Raw genomic sequence first — 17,538 nt, forward strand, 5'->3', positions numbered from 1 at the left:
TCTTGAAACTTTTGTTGATTATTTATACTGCTAGATAGGGGTAACCACAAGGACTACCCTTGCTGCTAACTCTTATACCAAGTACACGCAAAAAAAGCCAGACTTGCCCAACCAAGCATTAATGCCAATGCCCCTAGGGGTGCAACCCTTCCAAAATTACTTATACTAGTGATACTAAGGATATATAAGCTACCCGAGAAAATTATTATGCCAATAAGGAATAACCAACCACTCGTTATAAGAATGGCAGATGGGGATTCAGTAGAATGAATCAGTAGAGCTATAATCAATAAAACCAAAGCATGATAGGCTTGGTAGCGCACACCTATGGTAAAAGTTTCTAGTGAAATCTCACTAATTATGGGTCGTAAAACATGTGTTCCAAAAGCACCAAAAGCTATAGACAAGCCACCCAAAATTGCTCCTAAACCCAAGAAAATTTTTATCATGATGAGAAATCAGGTCTTACATGTCAAAGTAATACAATACAATTTCTTGTTCAATAAACCTGAAATTTTCATTCAATTCTTTAGCTTTGAGATTTAAATGCTTTCTAACTTTATTTAGATAGCTACTGGGATTCTAGGGTTTCATGTAATGAAAGAGTATTAACTTAGATTATTTTTCATCATGATTGCAAGTAGCTTACTATTTTCTGGTTAGTAAGGTAGGTAGTCCAAAAAACTAAGCCCTGTTTAGCATTTATTATATCCATAAATCTGTAGAGGATCTTCACCTGGGAGTTTCCAATCATGAGCATCGACTCATGTTAATCATGGTTCGATTACTTAGTCTATTTCTACAGAAAAATAACAACTTTCCCTTTCTTACAAACTAGCATTTTCCAAATGATTTTTCTGGTTATCACACAATGGCAAAGGCATTTAACATGCCCTTACATTAAACAGTCACTATTAATAAGCGGATAGCCAGGGTATAAATTTTATCTTCATAATTTTGTAAGTAGACTGCCCTACCTTAACTACAATTGTAACATTAGTCTTTTGTAGCCTCTAGCAAACGGGAAAAGTAAAAACGAGTGCGTATCATTGAATTCCTTTGTAGGGTGAAGCCATTTTTTTTCAAGACATCAATCATATCTATTTCCTTGTGCATATAAGCACGTGTGGTTTTACTTGGCCCCGGGAAGAGACTGCCAATTTTCTTCAAGATAGTCAAAAAAAAGGTTTTAGGTGCAAAGCTGAGGATAATACGTGTCTGTGCTACAGAGCAAAGGTGAGAAATCATCTTCTCCATTTTTTCCTGGGAATAGTGTATAAGAACATCCAAACAAATAACTGTATGATAGCTACCAGATATCGCTTCTAATTCTTGAACCGCAAATGTAGGATTATCATTATTTCCCAAGGTATATAAGGCTCTAGCTTTGCCCTCCTCTACCATCTTCTCAGAAATATCACTGGCATGGACTTTTGCTCCTGCTGTAGCCAAGGGGATGCTTAAACTACCTACTCCACAACCAGCGTCACAAACTGATATTTGAGTCAAGTTACCATCTTCTTTAAGCCAGTCCAACACTTCATCAATTGTTTGCTGATGTCCATTACGAATATCTAATTGAACCTTATTAATATTCCCATCCCCATAAATCCGTTTCCAGCGATCAAAACCAGTGGAGTTGAAATAATTTTTAACAATAATTTTGTCGTCAGTTACGTCCATATATAGTTAAAGCTAGAGGCCTCAAGAATTTAAAATTACCATATTTACCCAAATTTTAGAGGAAATTTTAAGGGTTAAAGGTTAGGGCAATAAGGAAGTATTTTATTTCCTCTTTCATCTCTGCATCCTTTCTTTTACTTCAATGATAATCTCTCCCAACTGAATTCCCTAGTATATTTACCAAAGTGCCAACGCAAAAAGCTGGATGGTTAGTTAATATTTATTTCTGGCAAATCAGTGGCTTGATATAGTGCATCTGTTACTAGTAATACTGCTTTCTCAATATTACTGACCCCCCATTTAACTAAATTCTTTACTCACATCAATAATATTAAAGTTGCTTTTGACAAAATTCTGTCCAAGAGCCTGTACCATTTTTGACTTGGATTTCTGAACTGCCACTAGGATAAATACCATCGGATAATCTAAAGGATGCTAATGTATCACTGACTAAAAACACCCTTTTTTCATAATTACTGGCTCGTAAAAATACATCTACACACTGCTTGGCAAACATCTTCTTCATCCGCAATTAAACTACACATAATTGTATTTTTGGTAATAGCTGCAACCAATAATCTATATTTCCCTATGATACATTTGTGCTATGTTGTTGAAGGTATGATTGACAATAGTTGTTGCTCTCATATGAAAAGCTTAGGTCGGCTCAACTTGCTTGTAAACATCCTAAACTAACTGTGATATCTAAAGAAAGCAAATAGTAAATAATTTCATCCGTGGTACCTAATATTATAGCGCTAGAGTGACTATTTTGATAATATAATGTGATCATCGAAGATGATTTTGGTATTTTTTTATCATTAGAGTTAATAAATATTGATTTTGCAGAATGTACTCCTGTTTTTTGAAATTCAAGTATGGTCCCTCCAAATGAACTCTAAAAATTATTGCTCCTTGATTTTGATGTAGGTAATTGGTAATTGTAGCTAAGGAATTATATATATTCTACAAATTAGTAGTTATTTTAGTTGGTAAAAACCCATCAACTCCTAAACTCCATATAAACTTGCAAATTTCTGTTGAAAATTGTGCATTTTCCTTGCACAGATCTAGGAATACTAAACTCAAAAACCCATTAATTGTGTAAATATATACTACCTAAGTAAGGAAAGAATTTTACCATTAATGTCCAATACTTGCAATTCAGATTGACCTTATCTACCACTTTCCCAGTTGATTGGATCTATCTTTACTATTGATTAATCTAGCATTCATAATCTTTGTAGATTTATAATTCATCCCTTTGTAAATTTTCCTTTAACAAATACCCCTGAATTTTATATATGCTGGGTGGGTAGCAATAAATTCAATTAGTTGAGATGATTACTTTTATAAACCCTAAAAAATTCACTTTATAATGTCCCCCCTAATTAGCATTGTTATGGGTAGCGATTCTGACCTATCAACAATGGGAGAAGCAGTCACAATTTGCGATGAATTTAGCATAAATTATGAAGTCACTATTATCAGTGCCCATAGAACTCCTGAGGAAATGTTAAATTATGCACAGGTCGCTCATACAAGAGGAATAAAAGTAATTATAGCTGGTGCTGGCGGTGCAGCTCATTTACCAGGAATGGTAGCATCATTAACCCCATTGCCAGTAATTGGTGTACCTGTCCCCAGTAAACATTTACAAGGTTTAGACTCATTGTACTCAATTGTACAAATGCCTACAGGCATTCCTGTCGCAACTGTAGCCATTGGCAATGCAAGAAATGCTGGACTCTTAGCAATACAGATACTTGCTACCTATCAATATGAATTACAAGAGAAAGTACAAAGTTACCGACAAAACCTTCGTATATCCACAATGGAAAAACAAGCAAAATTAGAAAAACTTGGCTACAGAGAATATTTAAAGCAAATGTGAATCAAAAAAGACATGTTAAATGATAATTAACTGGACAAACATGTAGCTAATGTTAATATGTTGAAATAACATTATTTTGTATTTGATACAATAATGCATTAGTGATACACTAATTTCCTAATTCTCTGACTTTAGTCAAATACTACCAGTATTAGCAAGAAAGACTATATATGTTTATTAACGTTATTATCTTTCTAGTAAAAATCCAAAAAATATTTTTAACCGACTGAAATTGTATTGGATATCTGAAGTATTAAACTCAATTATAGAAAAGTCAATAGGATGCAGTTGGGTACTTTATAATACAAACATCATAGTCAATTACATTTTTTCTAGATTCAGATAGAATTAATTAATATAAAGTACCTAAATGTAGTGGGCTAGATAACCTTATCATCTAATATATCAGGAGTTAATCACTGGTGGTCAAAGAGTTGACTAATTGCATTGGCGACTTTGGAAATATAAAATACTCTCTAATAAGTGACTTATGGTTGATAAATATTCTTAGAAAGAATACATACCATACGATTAGAAAAACGAAAGTATAAGTGTCAATTTATTGACCCTCTATAGATAAATATTGACTAAATTATTAAACTAGTTTTGTCTAGGTAGATGATTTAGCCAGTAGATTTCAGGGAAGTAAAATAATGATTTACTAGAAATATTGGAACGATTTTACAAGACTCAAATAGAAAATATTATTATCATGATTGATATTTGCAACCATAAAGGCTAAAGGCTTATAGACAGTCTGAGAAGAGTTTCATACGCAGAAAATATACCAGCTTTGATTTCTATATACCATTTTTTTTCTGTTATCTTGTATATACTACCTCTACTTCTACTACCTCTTCCTTACTTATATTCCCAATCATGTCCAGTACACGAGAGAATACAAAAAGAAAAAACTTTTGATAAAACAATTGCATGGATACCAAAGCTTTTAAAAGATCCCTCAATCACTCAAATAATTATCATCGTAAGGGATTTGGGCATCAAGCAGAAATTGCAACTCAATTAGAATCAGAATATCAAAGCATTTTAATACAGCAAATTCGGGAAAATAATTATACCCTTACCTGTGGTGAGATTACTATTCGTCTAGCACAATCCTTTGGTTTTTGTTGGGGAGTGGAGCGAGCTGTTGCCATGGCTTATGAAACACGAAAGCATTTTCCCACAGAAAATATTTGGATTACCAACGAAATTATCCACAATCCTTCTGTTAATGAACGTTTACGGGAAATGGAGATAGGATTTATTAAAGTCAGAGGTCGAAATAAAGACTTTTCTATAGTGAAATCTGGAGATGTAATTATCCTTCCAGCTTTTGGCGCTAGTGTTCAAGAAATGCAACTGCTTAATGATAAAGGTTGTACTATCGTTGATACCACATGTCCATGGGTTTCAAAAGTCTGGAATACAGTCGAAAAACACAAGAAATGGAAGTATACCTCAATTATTCATGGTAAATACCAGCATGAAGAAACGATTGCTACTAGTTCTTTTGCGGGTAAATATTTGATAGTACTCAATTTAGACGAGGCAGCATACGTTAACAACTATATTTTATATGGGGGCAACAAAGAGGAATTTCTAGCTAAATTTAGCCTATCTTGTTCTGATGGTTTTGATCCTGATGTAGATTTAACAAGAATAGGTATTGCTAACCAAACCACCATGCTCAAAAGCGAAACAGAGCAGATTGGTAAATTATTTGAGCATACTATGATGCAAAAGTATAGCCCAGTCAATTTAAATGAGCATTTTCAAAGTTTCAATACTATTTGCGATGCGACCCAAGAGCGACAAGATGCTATCTTTGGTCTAGTAAACCAAAAATTAGATTTAATTTTGGTTATTGGTGGATTTAATTCTTCCAATACCTCCCATTTGCAGGAAATTGCTGAGGAATATAACATCCCTTCCTACCATATTGATTGTATGGAAAGAATTAAATCAAAAACTCACATAGAGCATAGGCAACTGGATGGTAATTTAAATATCAAAGAAAATTGGCTACCTTCAGATGACGTTATTATAGGTATTACCTCAGGTGCTTCCACTCCTGATAAAGTCGTGGAAGATATTATTAAGGTTTTATTAGAATTCAAAGCTCCCGGTCTGGTATTTCAGAGTTTATCCAGTTGAATTTTTTTCAGATACAGATTATTTCCTTTATCTAAAAAGTATGGCACACCTTGATTTAAAACCATATATTTGTATTATTACACCTCAGTGATAAGCAATGAGTTTATCAAAACTTAGAATAAGGCTAAATACAATTAAAATTTACTTATTTATATCAACAAATATGCATTTTTAATGTGAAATAGTATTGCTGGATTGTTAAATGTATCTTATCTTTGAGATGGTGGTGGTTCATCAAAGAAATTATTCACTCTCTCACACTCAATACCCGCAATCTTAACGCGATTTGATGCTATTGGCTCTACTCGACAAGAACGTTTGAGATAGTACTCATATTGTTTATAAACTGCCATTCGTGGATTTTTGTATGTTTTAGAAGTAGGACCACTCCAAATGCTGAGTAAATCAAGTTTATAAGTATCAGGATTATTGGGGTTTATGTTATCCACACGTGCTTCTATCCTCCATAGGTCTTTCTCCTTGTAGTCTCCTAATTCTTTAACAATTAATTCATTACCTAATTTACTTATCTCAGAATTTCGACTCCCCGTATTTTTCAACAGTATTTCTACTTGATACCAGGGTCTTTTATCTATTCTATCGATAATAGTTAGTGCTACTTTATTTAAAATAATAGTCCCATTGTTAGGAGCCTTATTAGGGCCTGAATTTTCAATAGGGTATAGTTCTTTTACTAAAAAACTATTATCAATATCATCATTCAATAAACTAGGGTAATCCTTAACCCAACTATCAACTAAAAAATAAACTTGTAGCCAGCAACTGACTAATATTGAGCCAGCTATTAAAACAATAATTTTTTGACGTGCTTCTGGTTTGGGTATTTGGGTACTAACATTAGTCCCCGTACCCTGAAAAAATTCTGGTATTGCTGTAATCATTGCTGATATGGTAGGCCATAGTACAAATGATACTGGGTTAAATATATTTTGCTCATCACCAAAAGCAAATACACTTACTAATCCTCCTGTGACTAATGCTCCTACAGGCATAACAGTTCCAGGTATCAATACTGGCTTATCAGTAGTATACCAAGAAGTACCTAATATTAAAAATAACCAACCGCAAAGGGCAATAATGTTTTTAACAATGATTCCCTGTGCCCAATATGACATAAGTAAGGAAAATATACTCAAATAAATTAGTGTTTGCCATGAGTAAATATCTTGTGGTAGTAGCAATTTTTGGGCACTGCCTAATACGTCACTGATAAATTTGAAGGTAGTCTTAAGAAAATCTGTAATTATTTCCATTGTCCATACCTAATTTGTAAATGTTACAGACAAGCAAAGTGCTAGAACAATTGTGATTGCGCTATAACTTAACGAGTTAGCCATTAATACGCTAGTTGCAATGCTTGTACCTTGTAATGTATTTAAGTTATATCTCCTAAGAGAACGTCTTTGAGGGATAACTGCTTCCTCTGCAGGCTTTTCCTTATCTGACTTATTCCAGATAAATAACAATAATTTTAAAGTCATAGTTTTGAATAAAAAGGTTACACAAAATATAATAAAAGCAATAAATAATATTAGGTTATATGTGCTTGATAACTGAAAGTGATTAAAAAAAACGTAGCTAAGAAGTTCTGACTTATATTTAGGGGATAAATAGGGTTCTACAAAGAAAAAGATTAACCAGCCCGATATATTAGCAAAGATATTGATGGACGTGGCATAAAAAACGCTGCTTTTTTGGTCAAATTTTAACCGTGTTTTTAAAACACATGCTTCTATCGGTATTGCAAGTATGAGGAATAAGAAATCAAACAAAATGATTCCTAGGGGCATAATTGGGGAAATATCAAATGGGAGGAATGTTTGCATATGTCAATAGTGTTCATCAATATCTGGTATGGATAAGTATAAGCGTAAATAGCTATAAGTCAGTATATTAGCGGTAAAAATCAATCTAATTTACTTGAGTTGCTTGCCACCATTTTATATTTTTACATATGGTTATATATAACTTAAAATCTTTAATTTTCTTTGCCCGCAGGTGAATGTTAGTTATAATTAAGACAGATAATTGATTTAGATTACGTATAAGGTGAAATAGACTATTTTTCATCAGATTATTTCCTAATCGAACTAAGTTGTATTCTTATTTACACATCCTCAATTTTCTATAAAAGTTCTTTTAACAATGAGGAGTAATAATAAACTTCGGTATAGCTTGCGCCAAAAAAAATTCATTTGTCCAATAATTTGGAATTATTTTTATTCCTCATAAACTCCATTTATTGTTGTCTCTCAGGGTATGCAATAAATATTCATCTTGCTATTGTTGAGTAAGGTATAAGGTGTATAATTGACATTATTAAGAGCTTCTTAACTAACTGTAAGAAGATAAGCAAAGATTATTAAAACACGTTAGTTTTGGTGGATATGTAGTTAACCTGCTAGTAAATGTATTTCCCTATCTCATTGGTCAAATTGTCCTGCCGGAGAATCGGTGACAATTATGTGATGATTTTTGCTACCGTTCTGAACAAATAAGAAATAGACCCTAATGCTATTGACAACATTGCACACTAAAATCCACCAAACTATTCGTACCCGCAATTTATTTAGTAAAAATCAAAGATTATTGATAGCTGTTTCTGGGGGACAAGATTCACTGTGTTTGGTAAAGATACTGTTAGATTTACAACCTAAATGGGCATGGGATTTAGGTATTGCCCATTGTGATCATTGTTGGCGTTCAGACTCCCAGGCTAATGCGCAACATGTGGAAAAAATAGCTAAAAGCTGGCACTTATCTTTTTATCTTGCTACTACTAAACAAGAAATAAAAACGGAAGCTAATGCACGTGATTGGCGTTACCATGAATTAACCCTAATTGCTCAAACTCATAATTATGATTGCGTAGTTACAGGGCATACAGCTAGTGATCGCTCAGAAACTCTATTGTACAATCTTATACGTGGTAGTGGTATGGATGGGATGCAAGCTTTAGCCTGGCAAAGACCACTCAATGATACTATTTGCCTCGTACGTCCTTTATTAGGAATCTCCCGTTCAACTACAGAAAAATTTTGCCAACACTTAAAATTACCGATTTGGGAAGATAGTACCAACCAAGACGTAAAATATGCACGTAATCGCATACGTCAAGAACTATTACCTCATTTGAAAACCAGTTTTAATCCTAACATTGAATTTACACTCGCACAAACTGCAGAAATATTACAAGCGGAAGTCGAGTATTTACAGCAAACTAGCAAAGACTTGTATCAAAAAGTAGTATTTGTATCAAAACTATCCCCTACTTCCTGGAAAATCTATCGTTCCCAACTGCAAAACACGCCAATGGCCTTAAAAAGACGTGTTATGCGCCACGTTCTACAGAAAGCATTACCATGTTCACCCAATTTTGAACATATAGAAAAACTCACAGCATTAATTACTGCTCCTAATCTTTCTCAGACAGATCCTTTTCCTGGAGGAGCAATTGCTAAAGTTCAAGGTGATTGGATTTACTTGGTGAACTCACTTGGACGTCTTTCGACAATTGAGTAATTATAGCCCTGAGTTATAATTTATTTCTTCAGCAAGGTTCTCAAGGATTGAGATAATCCCTCAAATCCCTGATTTTAAATGTTTAAAACTTCTTAATAAAAATTGTATATTTTGCCATCTTAATTACCATGACGGAACTTGTTTGGTTCATAGTTGGTTCTAAAGTTTATTAGACACTCAAAAATTCAATTTTATTTATAGATTTATCCATCTTGCCTTTTATGATTGTAGACAGAGAAAACTTTTTAGGAACTCTAAGGCATAATTATTATCGCTATAAGTTATTGAACCATAAGTTATTGAACTAATTACTTGGTCATGATACTAAAAAGTATCTTAAATATTCATCCTGTAAATAATCTTTTACAAGATGAATAGAAATATTATGAGACTGGTCAAGAAGGGAAAAATACAGGAACATATAAAGGTAAAATTCCATATATCAGACGATTATTAAGATAATATGGCTAATGCCTGGCATAAGGATAAATGAGTATTTTTAATACATATAGTAATTTGATGTAAGTAAACCAGAATGGGTCGACAGATATTATTTAGGTGCAGTTTTGATTGTAGAAGATAATATTGTGCAAAGGCTAATAATTACATATTATGCGAAAGCAATTAGGTTAATATTAACAGTAACCTACTAGTAACCTGTTTATTATAATGTATAGTTAGCTTTAGAGGTGATTCGAAGTAACATCCATGGCTTAATGAGTACTATGTATGTTTTTATCACTCATACAGATGCTTATGAAGTCTGTCCTATCGTCCCCATAAAATAATATCCGAATATCAATAATTTTCCAGTGGTTATACGTTTTTCAATGTGATGATAATTCTGACCAATACTGGGGTGTTAAATAGAGTATAAATACTGGATTATATATAGCCAAATCATCTGAGCCAACTGAACTGCTTGGAACAATTAAACAGATCTTGTGGGGGTAAGAATAAAATTTAAGATGACTCATAAAATAGAATTTCTGGGAAATGTTATACAAAATCAATTCCGTCATTAAGTATAAATAGAAAATCCTAAAAGCCAGCTGCATCTGAGACTCTAAATTTATTCATATTAGGAGTTTGCTTTGGCAAATGGACTAAAGGAAGTTGCAGAAATAAGTAGGGATAGGACTATACATATTCCCAATGATTCTCCTTTGATTCTGGTTACTATAAACTTGCAGGGCTAAGTAGTGTGTATAGCTGATTTAGGAATCTTTCTGGGGGTAGTAATTTCATTGAATACTGATCAATATAAAATACCAGTGATTATTGTGGAAGATTAAAACGTAGTAATTGGTTGAGCTATAGATAAAATTGTTGGTACTGAATGGCTTGACATACATGTAATAGCTAGCAGCTAGTAATATACCATATACTATAGCTTCGTTTTTATGTGGAGAATGGTTATTCTTCAAAAATCAATATTTGTAATTACCCAATTCAACAGCTATTTTGCATAGTAATAGGTGGACAGAATTAAGGTAAGGGAATAGCAGATATAATCAGGTATAAACAACTACTATGAAAAAGCTTATGAGCAAGCATATAAGGCCTATGTACAGTTAAATTATGACGAGGCTGCGAGTCTCATAGACTAGGGTATTAGGTATAGTACCAAAAAATTCTAAAATTCACCTGTTGAGGGGCAAAACCCATTATCATTATATCTTGCAGTAGTTTGATATTGCTTAATCCAAGTACGGAAGAGTTATACAGCTCGGTAACGAACAGGAAATAATAGATTTAGCTCAAAATGGTTTATAAAGAATTAATAGGTGTCAAAGACAGTAATTAATAAACCCAAAACCATATTTGAAGTGCGAAATATCGATAGTTATTACACCTCGAGACAAATTATCTGCACATGATAACGTGATGCGGGGGTTTGCAAGTATTAATCATGATAACGAAGATTTATCTTCTATTCCATTTGATTTAAGTATTAATAATATCCTATTAGAAACATCTAGTATCTTTAAGACTTTAGAAGGTGATAATAATTCCGATGAAGAAATGGCAAGAGCTAGTAAAAATTTATCTGGTTTATTGACTCATGAAAGTGAGAATTTCTACTCAGAAACAAAGAACCTATATTTACAGGAAGTTCAGGGGGGAGATTTGTTAGGAAATCAGTGTATAGAAGATAGTCTGGAGGATGAGAATCTATTAATTGAGTTATTAGATATTAGTCAATCCTGGAAGGACTGCAGGTAAAAGACTCATGACAGGAGTGCTTTTTATTTATATGAGGAGGATAAACAGAACAAAACTAGCTTATCCCATCTTCAAGATATTAGCATGGATAGCAATGACAGTTTTGACTTCTAAGTATTTGAATCTGCATTCGGCCCTGAGGATTCGAATAATGATGAGGATACAAGTAACCCAATCAGTTTTGGTCTGTCTCGAGGTGAAAATATTGGGTTTCTAGACGAATTTGATGAATTTGATGATTTTAAGGACGTCTCTAGATTTTAATGTTCCTAAGAATAATTGTGAATTATCCTTGCACTCTGCTTTTCTTGGATTTTCAAGAAATTTCTACAATAGCAATTAAGGAAATGTGTTTGGTGGCCAAGAGCATAATCTTGATCATAAGTTATTCAGCATTAATGGTTTTCAATAGGGATTGCTATTATGTGTCAGTTACAGCCTACAAAAGATTGGACCAAAAAATGCCAAACAAGGGTTATTTGTAACTTTAGAGAACACCTTTTTATACAATAAACCACGGTTTATTGGTGGGCCAGTATGTGTTGCATCAACTATATTTGTTGCATCTGTAAGCCTTGCTGTAACATCTTTTATTTCTCTAGAGCAAAGGCAATCTGTCAAAAATACAGGTTGGGCAATGGCTTCAGCTGCAGATATTGCTGGTGCTATGATTAGTGGGATTTTTAGCAGTCTTATTTTGAGGTGAATTCGACATACTACTCAAGATCTACAATCACATTTTTATGCTTTAAGTCATGAGAATATAGGCGTAACAGCCACTATTTATTCAGGAGATGAACTTGGGCAACTAGCTAGTAGCTGTAATAAAATTTCACCTACTACCAATGAAGCTAATCGTAAAGCCCAAAAGCAGGAAGAAGCCAAGGAAAACTTACAAAATCAGTTAATTAGACTATCAGATGATGTGGAAGTTGTGGCTAGAGGAGATTTAACTGTATAAGCAGAGGTAACAGCAGATATCTTAGGAGTTGTTACTAATGGTTTTCATTTAACTATTCAAAATTTACGTTATATTGCTATACAAGTAAAAATTAATACTTATGAACTACCTGAGGACCCGATCAGTTCTGAAACTTTGGTTAGATCTTTATCTAGTAATGCTTTATGTCAAGTAGAGGAATTAGCAACTACTCTTAATTCTGTACAAATTATGACTAATTCAATACAAAGAGGGACATAAGCTGCTTTCCCTGATGCTTCTATGCCTCATGATGCCAACAAAATTGCTAAACAAGGTTGGAGGTAGTGGAAAAGACTATGGCAGGAATTTTAGAAATATGGGAAATGGTAACTGAAATAATCAGGAAGGTGAAAAGATTAGCAGTATCCTCTCAGGAAATTTCTATTATTGTGGCCTTGATTTCCCAAATTGCTTCTAGAATTAATCTATTGGCATTAAGATCATTGAGGCTACCAGAGGGAAAAGCCGTCAAAGTACTTGTATTATAATAGATGAAGTATTTCAGCTAGCTGATAAATCGGCCAATTCTCTTAAATTAATTGAACATATCGCGATTCGTATCCAGGGTGAGACTAAATCCATAATGACTGTTATAGAAGAAGAAAAATATCAGGTGAATAAGGGTATTAAACTTGCCGAGGAGGCGCAGCAGTCACTTGATAATATTGTTGGCTACACGAATAATATTGACCAATTGGTATATTCCATTTCCTATGACACATTAAGTTAGAGAGAGACCTCCCACATAATCCAATTAATGCAATCGATGGAATTAAATGCACGAGAAATATCACATGAAGCAGAAAGGGTATCTAGGACCTTGCAAAATTTGGTGATTGTATCTCGGGATTTAATTTCTTCTATGGAAAATTAATAACTAGGCATGTATAAAACCCAATAAAAGCTTGTAGATAATTCACATGATTTAGATGTAAAAATCGTTGTACCTATGTTTACACATCTAGAATAAAATTTTAGAATTCAGAAGTTAACGATTGTGTCGTTAGAATCATTAGAATTCATTAATATGAGTTAGAAAACGACTATTTTAAAATTTTAAATTCATAAATCTTTCTTATGATCAAGATATGATCAAAACAAAGGAATACAAGTTATTTTATTGAGTAGGCCAGAGAGTATATAAGCTATTATTGAATAAGCAATTTTGGCTCTTGAGAGTGACTTGAAGAAATTAGAACCATTGAGTAATTTATTTCAGAAAAATTATTTCCTCAAAAAAACATGGGGGATATAAAATTTTCCTATGCAGTAAGTATTACATTGAATAATACTCATTACCTGGAAAATTATTTGTAAGTTACTAAGGAGTAAAAAGTTCAGGTAGATAAGAATCCAGAAACTTTATTAATATGGTTGATATTTTAAAAGCTTTATTACACACTCTACAAGTGCTATTTACATTAACAAACAAAGTCGTAAATTACCTTACATCCGAAGCTGATATATATTTTAAGTATTTTTATACACATCTTGATAGTTTACCACAATAATATTGTGGTAAACTGGTTAATAATAGGGTTAATATTTTCACTAATAATACCAACTCTAATATTTATAGATTATTTATTTTCACTATTTATAGGGGCAAATATCTGCAAAATCCGATTTTAAAGACATTAATGGAAGTATTAAAGTTATTCAAGTAATTAAGCAATATTATAAAGTAGATAATGCTTAGAAGATTATTGCTAAAAACTATCAGAATTAGGAGAGAAGCTTGACCTGGTAAGTTGGCCTGCTTTATGCCTGGTAGCAAGGTCTACGACTACTAATTCAAAAAAAACTACTCATTATTAGATCTTAATTATACCATAAGAGGCCCAATACTAAATACTTATGAATTAATATTTCTCCTAACTTTCATACAAACGAAAGATCTAGAATTTTTGGTACTTATGGGGTAAGTATGGATGTTATTCATAGCAAAAATAATATAATTAGAGGTTTAATTAATGTTAATTCTATTATTAGAAAATAATCCAACATAACTATTTGTTTACCAATAAGTTAAAGTATCTATAAAGCTCTGTTATGTTTACATGAAAAAGAGCACATTACTTCTCCTGTCAATACATTATAAGAAATATTAGATTTTCGTATAAATCAAATTCAATATAATTTAGATGGACAAATATTTCTTATATGGAATAAAAAAATAATATTTAAGCCTCTAAAAGACTTACTAATATTTAATCATCAACTAAGTTATGCTAACAAAGTTTATAGGTGTTATCTTGATAAGATCATTATGAGTTCTGCTAATAATTTCTTAGCTTTAGGAGTAGATAAAGTTGTTAATGAACACAATAAATTATCATTAGATAATTTGCCAGAGATTATAGATATATTTCAATAAGGACTCCGAGCAGAAATAAACTGTGTTAATAATTTTTAGGAAGGACTAAGTTATCCCTTATATAATTAGAAATTACAACTATCAAGGGGTACTCCATAATCTATTACTTATCATAGATAACTCTATTCCTATGAAGTAAGTACTATCTTTAAGTTATAGTAATATCAGCCTGAAATAAGTATACAATTATCATAATAATTGGGGTTAATAACTCTATTTTACCCCTAGATTTAAGTTTTCTATAATATCGAAATACATATATGCAATGAATTATGTATAATGTCTAGTATCTAAAGAAGTTTAAAATTGGGAATATTGCTACCCTAACTTTCAGAGGTATATGTAATATTGAATGAATAGTAATTAAACTCGCTTCCAGTAGCTATTTTACCAAGCAATTTTTGTCTCTATCTACAGAATTAGTGCTAGTTTTATTTGATTGGCTATGATCAAGTTTGCTGTATAGTAGCGGAGCATTTATTTCAACACTCATGCTACTTAATTAGTGTTTTAAATGTAGTCTATAGAAAATATTTTAATTTCTTTGCTGATTAACTTAAATTTAATCTTACTATACTAATTAAATTTTGTGAAAGACTTAATTAAAAAGAATAATTATATTAGCCTAATCAATTAAAACTATTTATAAATAAGTATTACAATAATCTGAATGCTATCTATGTTGAGTCAGCAGTATAAGGGAATTTTTGAGCTCTTAATAGTTTTTAAATAGCTTTTTTAAGTACTGAGTTCCTGAAGCTATAAATGTTCCAGAAAATTTGCCTTAAACTCTAGTGAACATTTATTATTCTAGTCCTAAGTATACCTGGACTCTTACTTCGGAGTTTAATAGTCTTAAGCATAAATGGAGGTTTTCTGAGATTTTTTTATTCAGGGTATTAATATATACAGCTAGAAGGTAATTAATCAGTATTAATCAGTATTAATCAGTTTGAATGTTTAAGTTATTATCTAATATAATTGCAAGATTTAATATTCCTGTATATGCTGTTTTAAAAATAGTTTAACAGCAGTTGACAAATAACTGAGATTTAGGTAAATAAACCCCAGTATGATATTTATAAATAGTAAAGTAATTATATTAAATATTTTTAATATAATTACTCTTCTAGATTTTATAGACTTTTAAATAATATTAAATTACCCATTATGCTTTAGAGACTAAAAGAATAAAAATATTAATTTTACTTGCTATAATTACTATATTTGTGATCTGATTATAAAGGAATAATCCCCTCCTAATTCTAATTGGTAATCTTTTTGTTCTAAAAACCTACCAAGGTGTTCTTTAATTAAAGCCCGACCTTGGGATGGTTCTACAGATAATTTTCCCTGACCAAAGTGCCATTGGAATCGCCATGTGAAATCACCTGCACTAACTTCACCTTCAAGCAAGGTATATTGCCAAGATTGACGAAAAATTCTAACATGGGCAGTGGTTTCTGGTAATTTTCTTCCACTCACGATATTTGATGTCAAGGGAAAAATTGAATTTAAACTGTTTGTTGCTAGTATTAACCACCATACATCAAATTTTTGTTCCTACTTAACTATTGAATGCTAAATCTAGGGAAACTTGGATAGCTAATTATTAGATTTGTAAGAAAATTACTAAGAGTTGAAGTTAAAATTTTCTAACCTATTATTGTTTTGTGAAGCATATTTTTTTACCACCATTAAATAAACGTTTCATATCGTAGCATTAATTCAGTCTTTAATGATTACCAAGACACAAAATTTGATATTGACAAAATTTACAAAACCGAATGTTAAATTTTCCCTTAGGAAAAAATACTTTCACATTGTGAAATATAGTTAGCTCAACTATCAATTTTAATTTTTTGTTCTTTTAGTAATTCATCATCTAGTGCAATTAATTATTATATTTATAAACAAAATCATGTGGTCTTATTATTAGCTTTTTCTTAGTTTGCTCTGCTTTTAATTAATATACTCTTTTTTTCTAATACCAATTAGGTGCAACTATATTTTTGATTTCTGCCAGTTGATATATGGCAAGCGATAAGAGTAATTTTTATGGTTTTGTTGGGAAGAGTATAGTAGTAAATTCACCCTAGATTATTTCCATAGTGTCAAGTAGTACAAGTACACATGATTACCTATTACTAGGATAGTATTAAAGCAATTCCAGTTTTAAGTAAGTACCTTAATGCTAGTAAAAATATTAAATAATATACACAAAATTATTAATATTTTTTTATTTGAGATTACTGCTACAAGTCTTAGTTATAGTAGTTAACTAAGGAAATCATTTTTACGGTTTTTAATAACCTCTTAAACAAGTTGAGAATTCTTGCTAACTAAATACCTTAAAATAATCTAGGTATATAAAAACACAGAAGTTTTATTGATGGGGTATTTAATAAAATATACAATCATTTTTTATCTTCGTATTATCAAATTAATTTTGATGTATGAATCAATCAAGAGGTTTGATATTACTCAAAAATATTAGGTAGTAGAGATTAAATTTGGTTGTTTTTAGTATATTGAAAGCTAGTCTTAATATTATGATTTATTATCTGGAGTATCATATCATTCTTAGTATTTTAACTTAATTATAAGAACAATATTTTAGTTGCTAACCTTAGTATTATTTATTTTGAATGTTGTAAAATATATTCTAATTTTCAT

General features: G+C 31.6%; 13 protein-coding genes. 7 read left to right on the plus strand and 6 right to left on the minus strand.

The window, feature by feature from the left end:
- Window positions 1-65: 65 nt before the first annotated feature.
- From RINTHH_RS05835 to RINTHH_RS10140, 3 genes are all read right to left on the minus strand, one after another.
- A complete protein-coding gene (locus RINTHH_RS05835) occupies window positions 66-449 on the minus strand; it encodes a DUF423 domain-containing protein (protein ID WP_008234117.1) in 384 nt (127 codons plus the stop codon).
- Window positions 450-996: 547 nt separating this feature from the next.
- Entirely contained in the window at window positions 997-1,683 is a 687-nt protein-coding gene (gene bchM, locus RINTHH_RS05840) for a magnesium protoporphyrin IX methyltransferase (RefSeq protein ID WP_008234118.1), read from the minus strand.
- Window positions 1,684-2,014: 331 nt separating this feature from the next.
- Window positions 2,015-2,209, minus strand: a complete 195-nt coding sequence (locus RINTHH_RS10140) for a hypothetical protein (protein ID WP_008234119.1) — start codon at window positions 2,207-2,209, stop codon at window positions 2,015-2,017.
- Between the two features lie 852 nt (window positions 2,210-3,061).
- Between RINTHH_RS10140 and purE the strand changes: the two genes are divergently transcribed.
- Both purE and RINTHH_RS05855 read left to right on the plus strand, forming a co-directional pair.
- Window positions 3,062-3,577, plus strand: coding sequence for a 5-(carboxyamino)imidazole ribonucleotide mutase (purE, locus tag RINTHH_RS05850; RefSeq protein ID WP_044304727.1), 516 nt, complete (start codon window positions 3,062-3,064; stop codon window positions 3,575-3,577).
- Window positions 3,578-4,510: 933 nt separating this feature from the next.
- On the plus strand, window positions 4,511-5,734 hold the full coding sequence (locus RINTHH_RS05855) for a 4-hydroxy-3-methylbut-2-enyl diphosphate reductase (protein WP_008234123.1): 1,224 nt from the start codon (window positions 4,511-4,513) through the stop codon (window positions 5,732-5,734).
- 209 nt (window positions 5,735-5,943) lie between these two features.
- On the opposite strand, the gene fraD is transcribed toward RINTHH_RS05855, so the two are convergent.
- Window positions 5,944-7,008: a septal junction protein FraD gene (gene fraD, locus RINTHH_RS05860; protein ID WP_008234125.1), complete on the minus strand. Its 1,065-nt coding sequence runs from the start codon at window positions 7,006-7,008 to the stop codon at window positions 5,944-5,946.
- 9 nt (window positions 7,009-7,017) lie between these two features.
- Window positions 7,018-7,581, minus strand: a complete 564-nt coding sequence (fraC, locus tag RINTHH_RS11520; protein ID WP_008234127.1) for a filament integrity protein FraC — start codon at window positions 7,579-7,581, stop codon at window positions 7,018-7,020.
- Between the two features lie 685 nt (window positions 7,582-8,266).
- Here fraC and tilS point away from each other — a divergent pair.
- The 5 genes from tilS (at window position 8,267) to RINTHH_RS10440 (ending at window position 13,215) form a co-directional block, all read left to right on the plus strand.
- On the plus strand, window positions 8,267-9,277 hold the full coding sequence (gene tilS / locus RINTHH_RS05870) for a tRNA lysidine(34) synthetase TilS (protein WP_008234150.1): 1,011 nt from the start codon (window positions 8,267-8,269) through the stop codon (window positions 9,275-9,277).
- Window positions 9,278-11,101: 1,824 nt separating this feature from the next.
- Window positions 11,102-11,503, plus strand: a complete 402-nt coding sequence (locus RINTHH_RS05875; RefSeq protein WP_155943918.1) for a hypothetical protein — start codon at window positions 11,102-11,104, stop codon at window positions 11,501-11,503.
- 415 nt (window positions 11,504-11,918) lie between these two features.
- A complete protein-coding gene (locus RINTHH_RS10145) occupies window positions 11,919-12,209 on the plus strand; it encodes a hypothetical protein (protein ID WP_008234153.1) in 291 nt (96 codons plus the stop codon).
- Between the two features lie 572 nt (window positions 12,210-12,781).
- A complete protein-coding gene (locus tag RINTHH_RS10150) occupies window positions 12,782-12,973 on the plus strand; it encodes a hypothetical protein (RefSeq protein ID WP_008234154.1) in 192 nt (63 codons plus the stop codon).
- Window positions 12,973-13,215, plus strand: a complete 243-nt coding sequence (locus RINTHH_RS10440) for a methyl-accepting chemotaxis protein (RefSeq protein ID WP_231291166.1) — start codon at window positions 12,973-12,975, stop codon at window positions 13,213-13,215. The genes RINTHH_RS10150 and RINTHH_RS10440 overlap by 1 nt, the downstream gene beginning before the upstream one ends.
- A 2,868-nt stretch (window positions 13,216-16,083) precedes the next feature.
- On the opposite strand, the gene RINTHH_RS05885 is transcribed toward RINTHH_RS10440, so the two are convergent.
- Window positions 16,084-16,347, minus strand: a complete 264-nt coding sequence (locus RINTHH_RS05885; RefSeq protein WP_008234157.1) for a DUF3146 family protein — start codon at window positions 16,345-16,347, stop codon at window positions 16,084-16,086.
- Window positions 16,348-17,538 lie beyond the last annotated feature (1,191 nt).

The sequence above is a fragment of the Richelia intracellularis HH01 genome (genome assembly GCF_000350105.1).
Classification (GTDB): domain Bacteria; phylum Cyanobacteriota; class Cyanobacteriia; order Cyanobacteriales; family Nostocaceae; genus Richelia; species Richelia intracellularis.

Excerpts from the sequence above, each read along its gene's own strand:
- RINTHH_RS05855 (WP_008234123.1), top strand. The coding sequence starts at position 4,511 with ATGGATACCAAAGCTTTTAAAAGATCCCTCAATCACTCAAATAATTAT.
- fraD (WP_008234125.1), bottom strand. The coding sequence starts at position 7,008 with ATGGAAATAATTACAGATTTTCTTAAGACTACCTTCAAATTTATCAGT.
- purE (WP_044304727.1), top strand. The coding sequence starts at position 3,062 with ATGTCCCCCCTAATTAGCATTGTTATGGGTAGCGATTCTGACCTATCA.
- bchM (WP_008234118.1), bottom strand. The coding sequence starts at position 1,683 with ATGGACGTAACTGACGACAAAATTATTGTTAAAAATTATTTCAACTCC.
- RINTHH_RS10150 (WP_008234154.1), top strand. The coding sequence starts at position 12,782 with ATGGCAGGAATTTTAGAAATATGGGAAATGGTAACTGAAATAATCAGG.
- tilS (WP_008234150.1), top strand. The coding sequence starts at position 8,267 with ATGCTATTGACAACATTGCACACTAAAATCCACCAAACTATTCGTACC.
- RINTHH_RS05835 (WP_008234117.1), bottom strand. The coding sequence starts at position 449 with ATGATAAAAATTTTCTTGGGTTTAGGAGCAATTTTGGGTGGCTTGTCT.
- fraC (WP_008234127.1), bottom strand. The coding sequence starts at position 7,581 with ATGCAAACATTCCTCCCATTTGATATTTCCCCAATTATGCCCCTAGGA.
- RINTHH_RS10140 (WP_008234119.1), bottom strand. The coding sequence starts at position 2,209 with ATGAAGAAGATGTTTGCCAAGCAGTGTGTAGATGTATTTTTACGAGCC.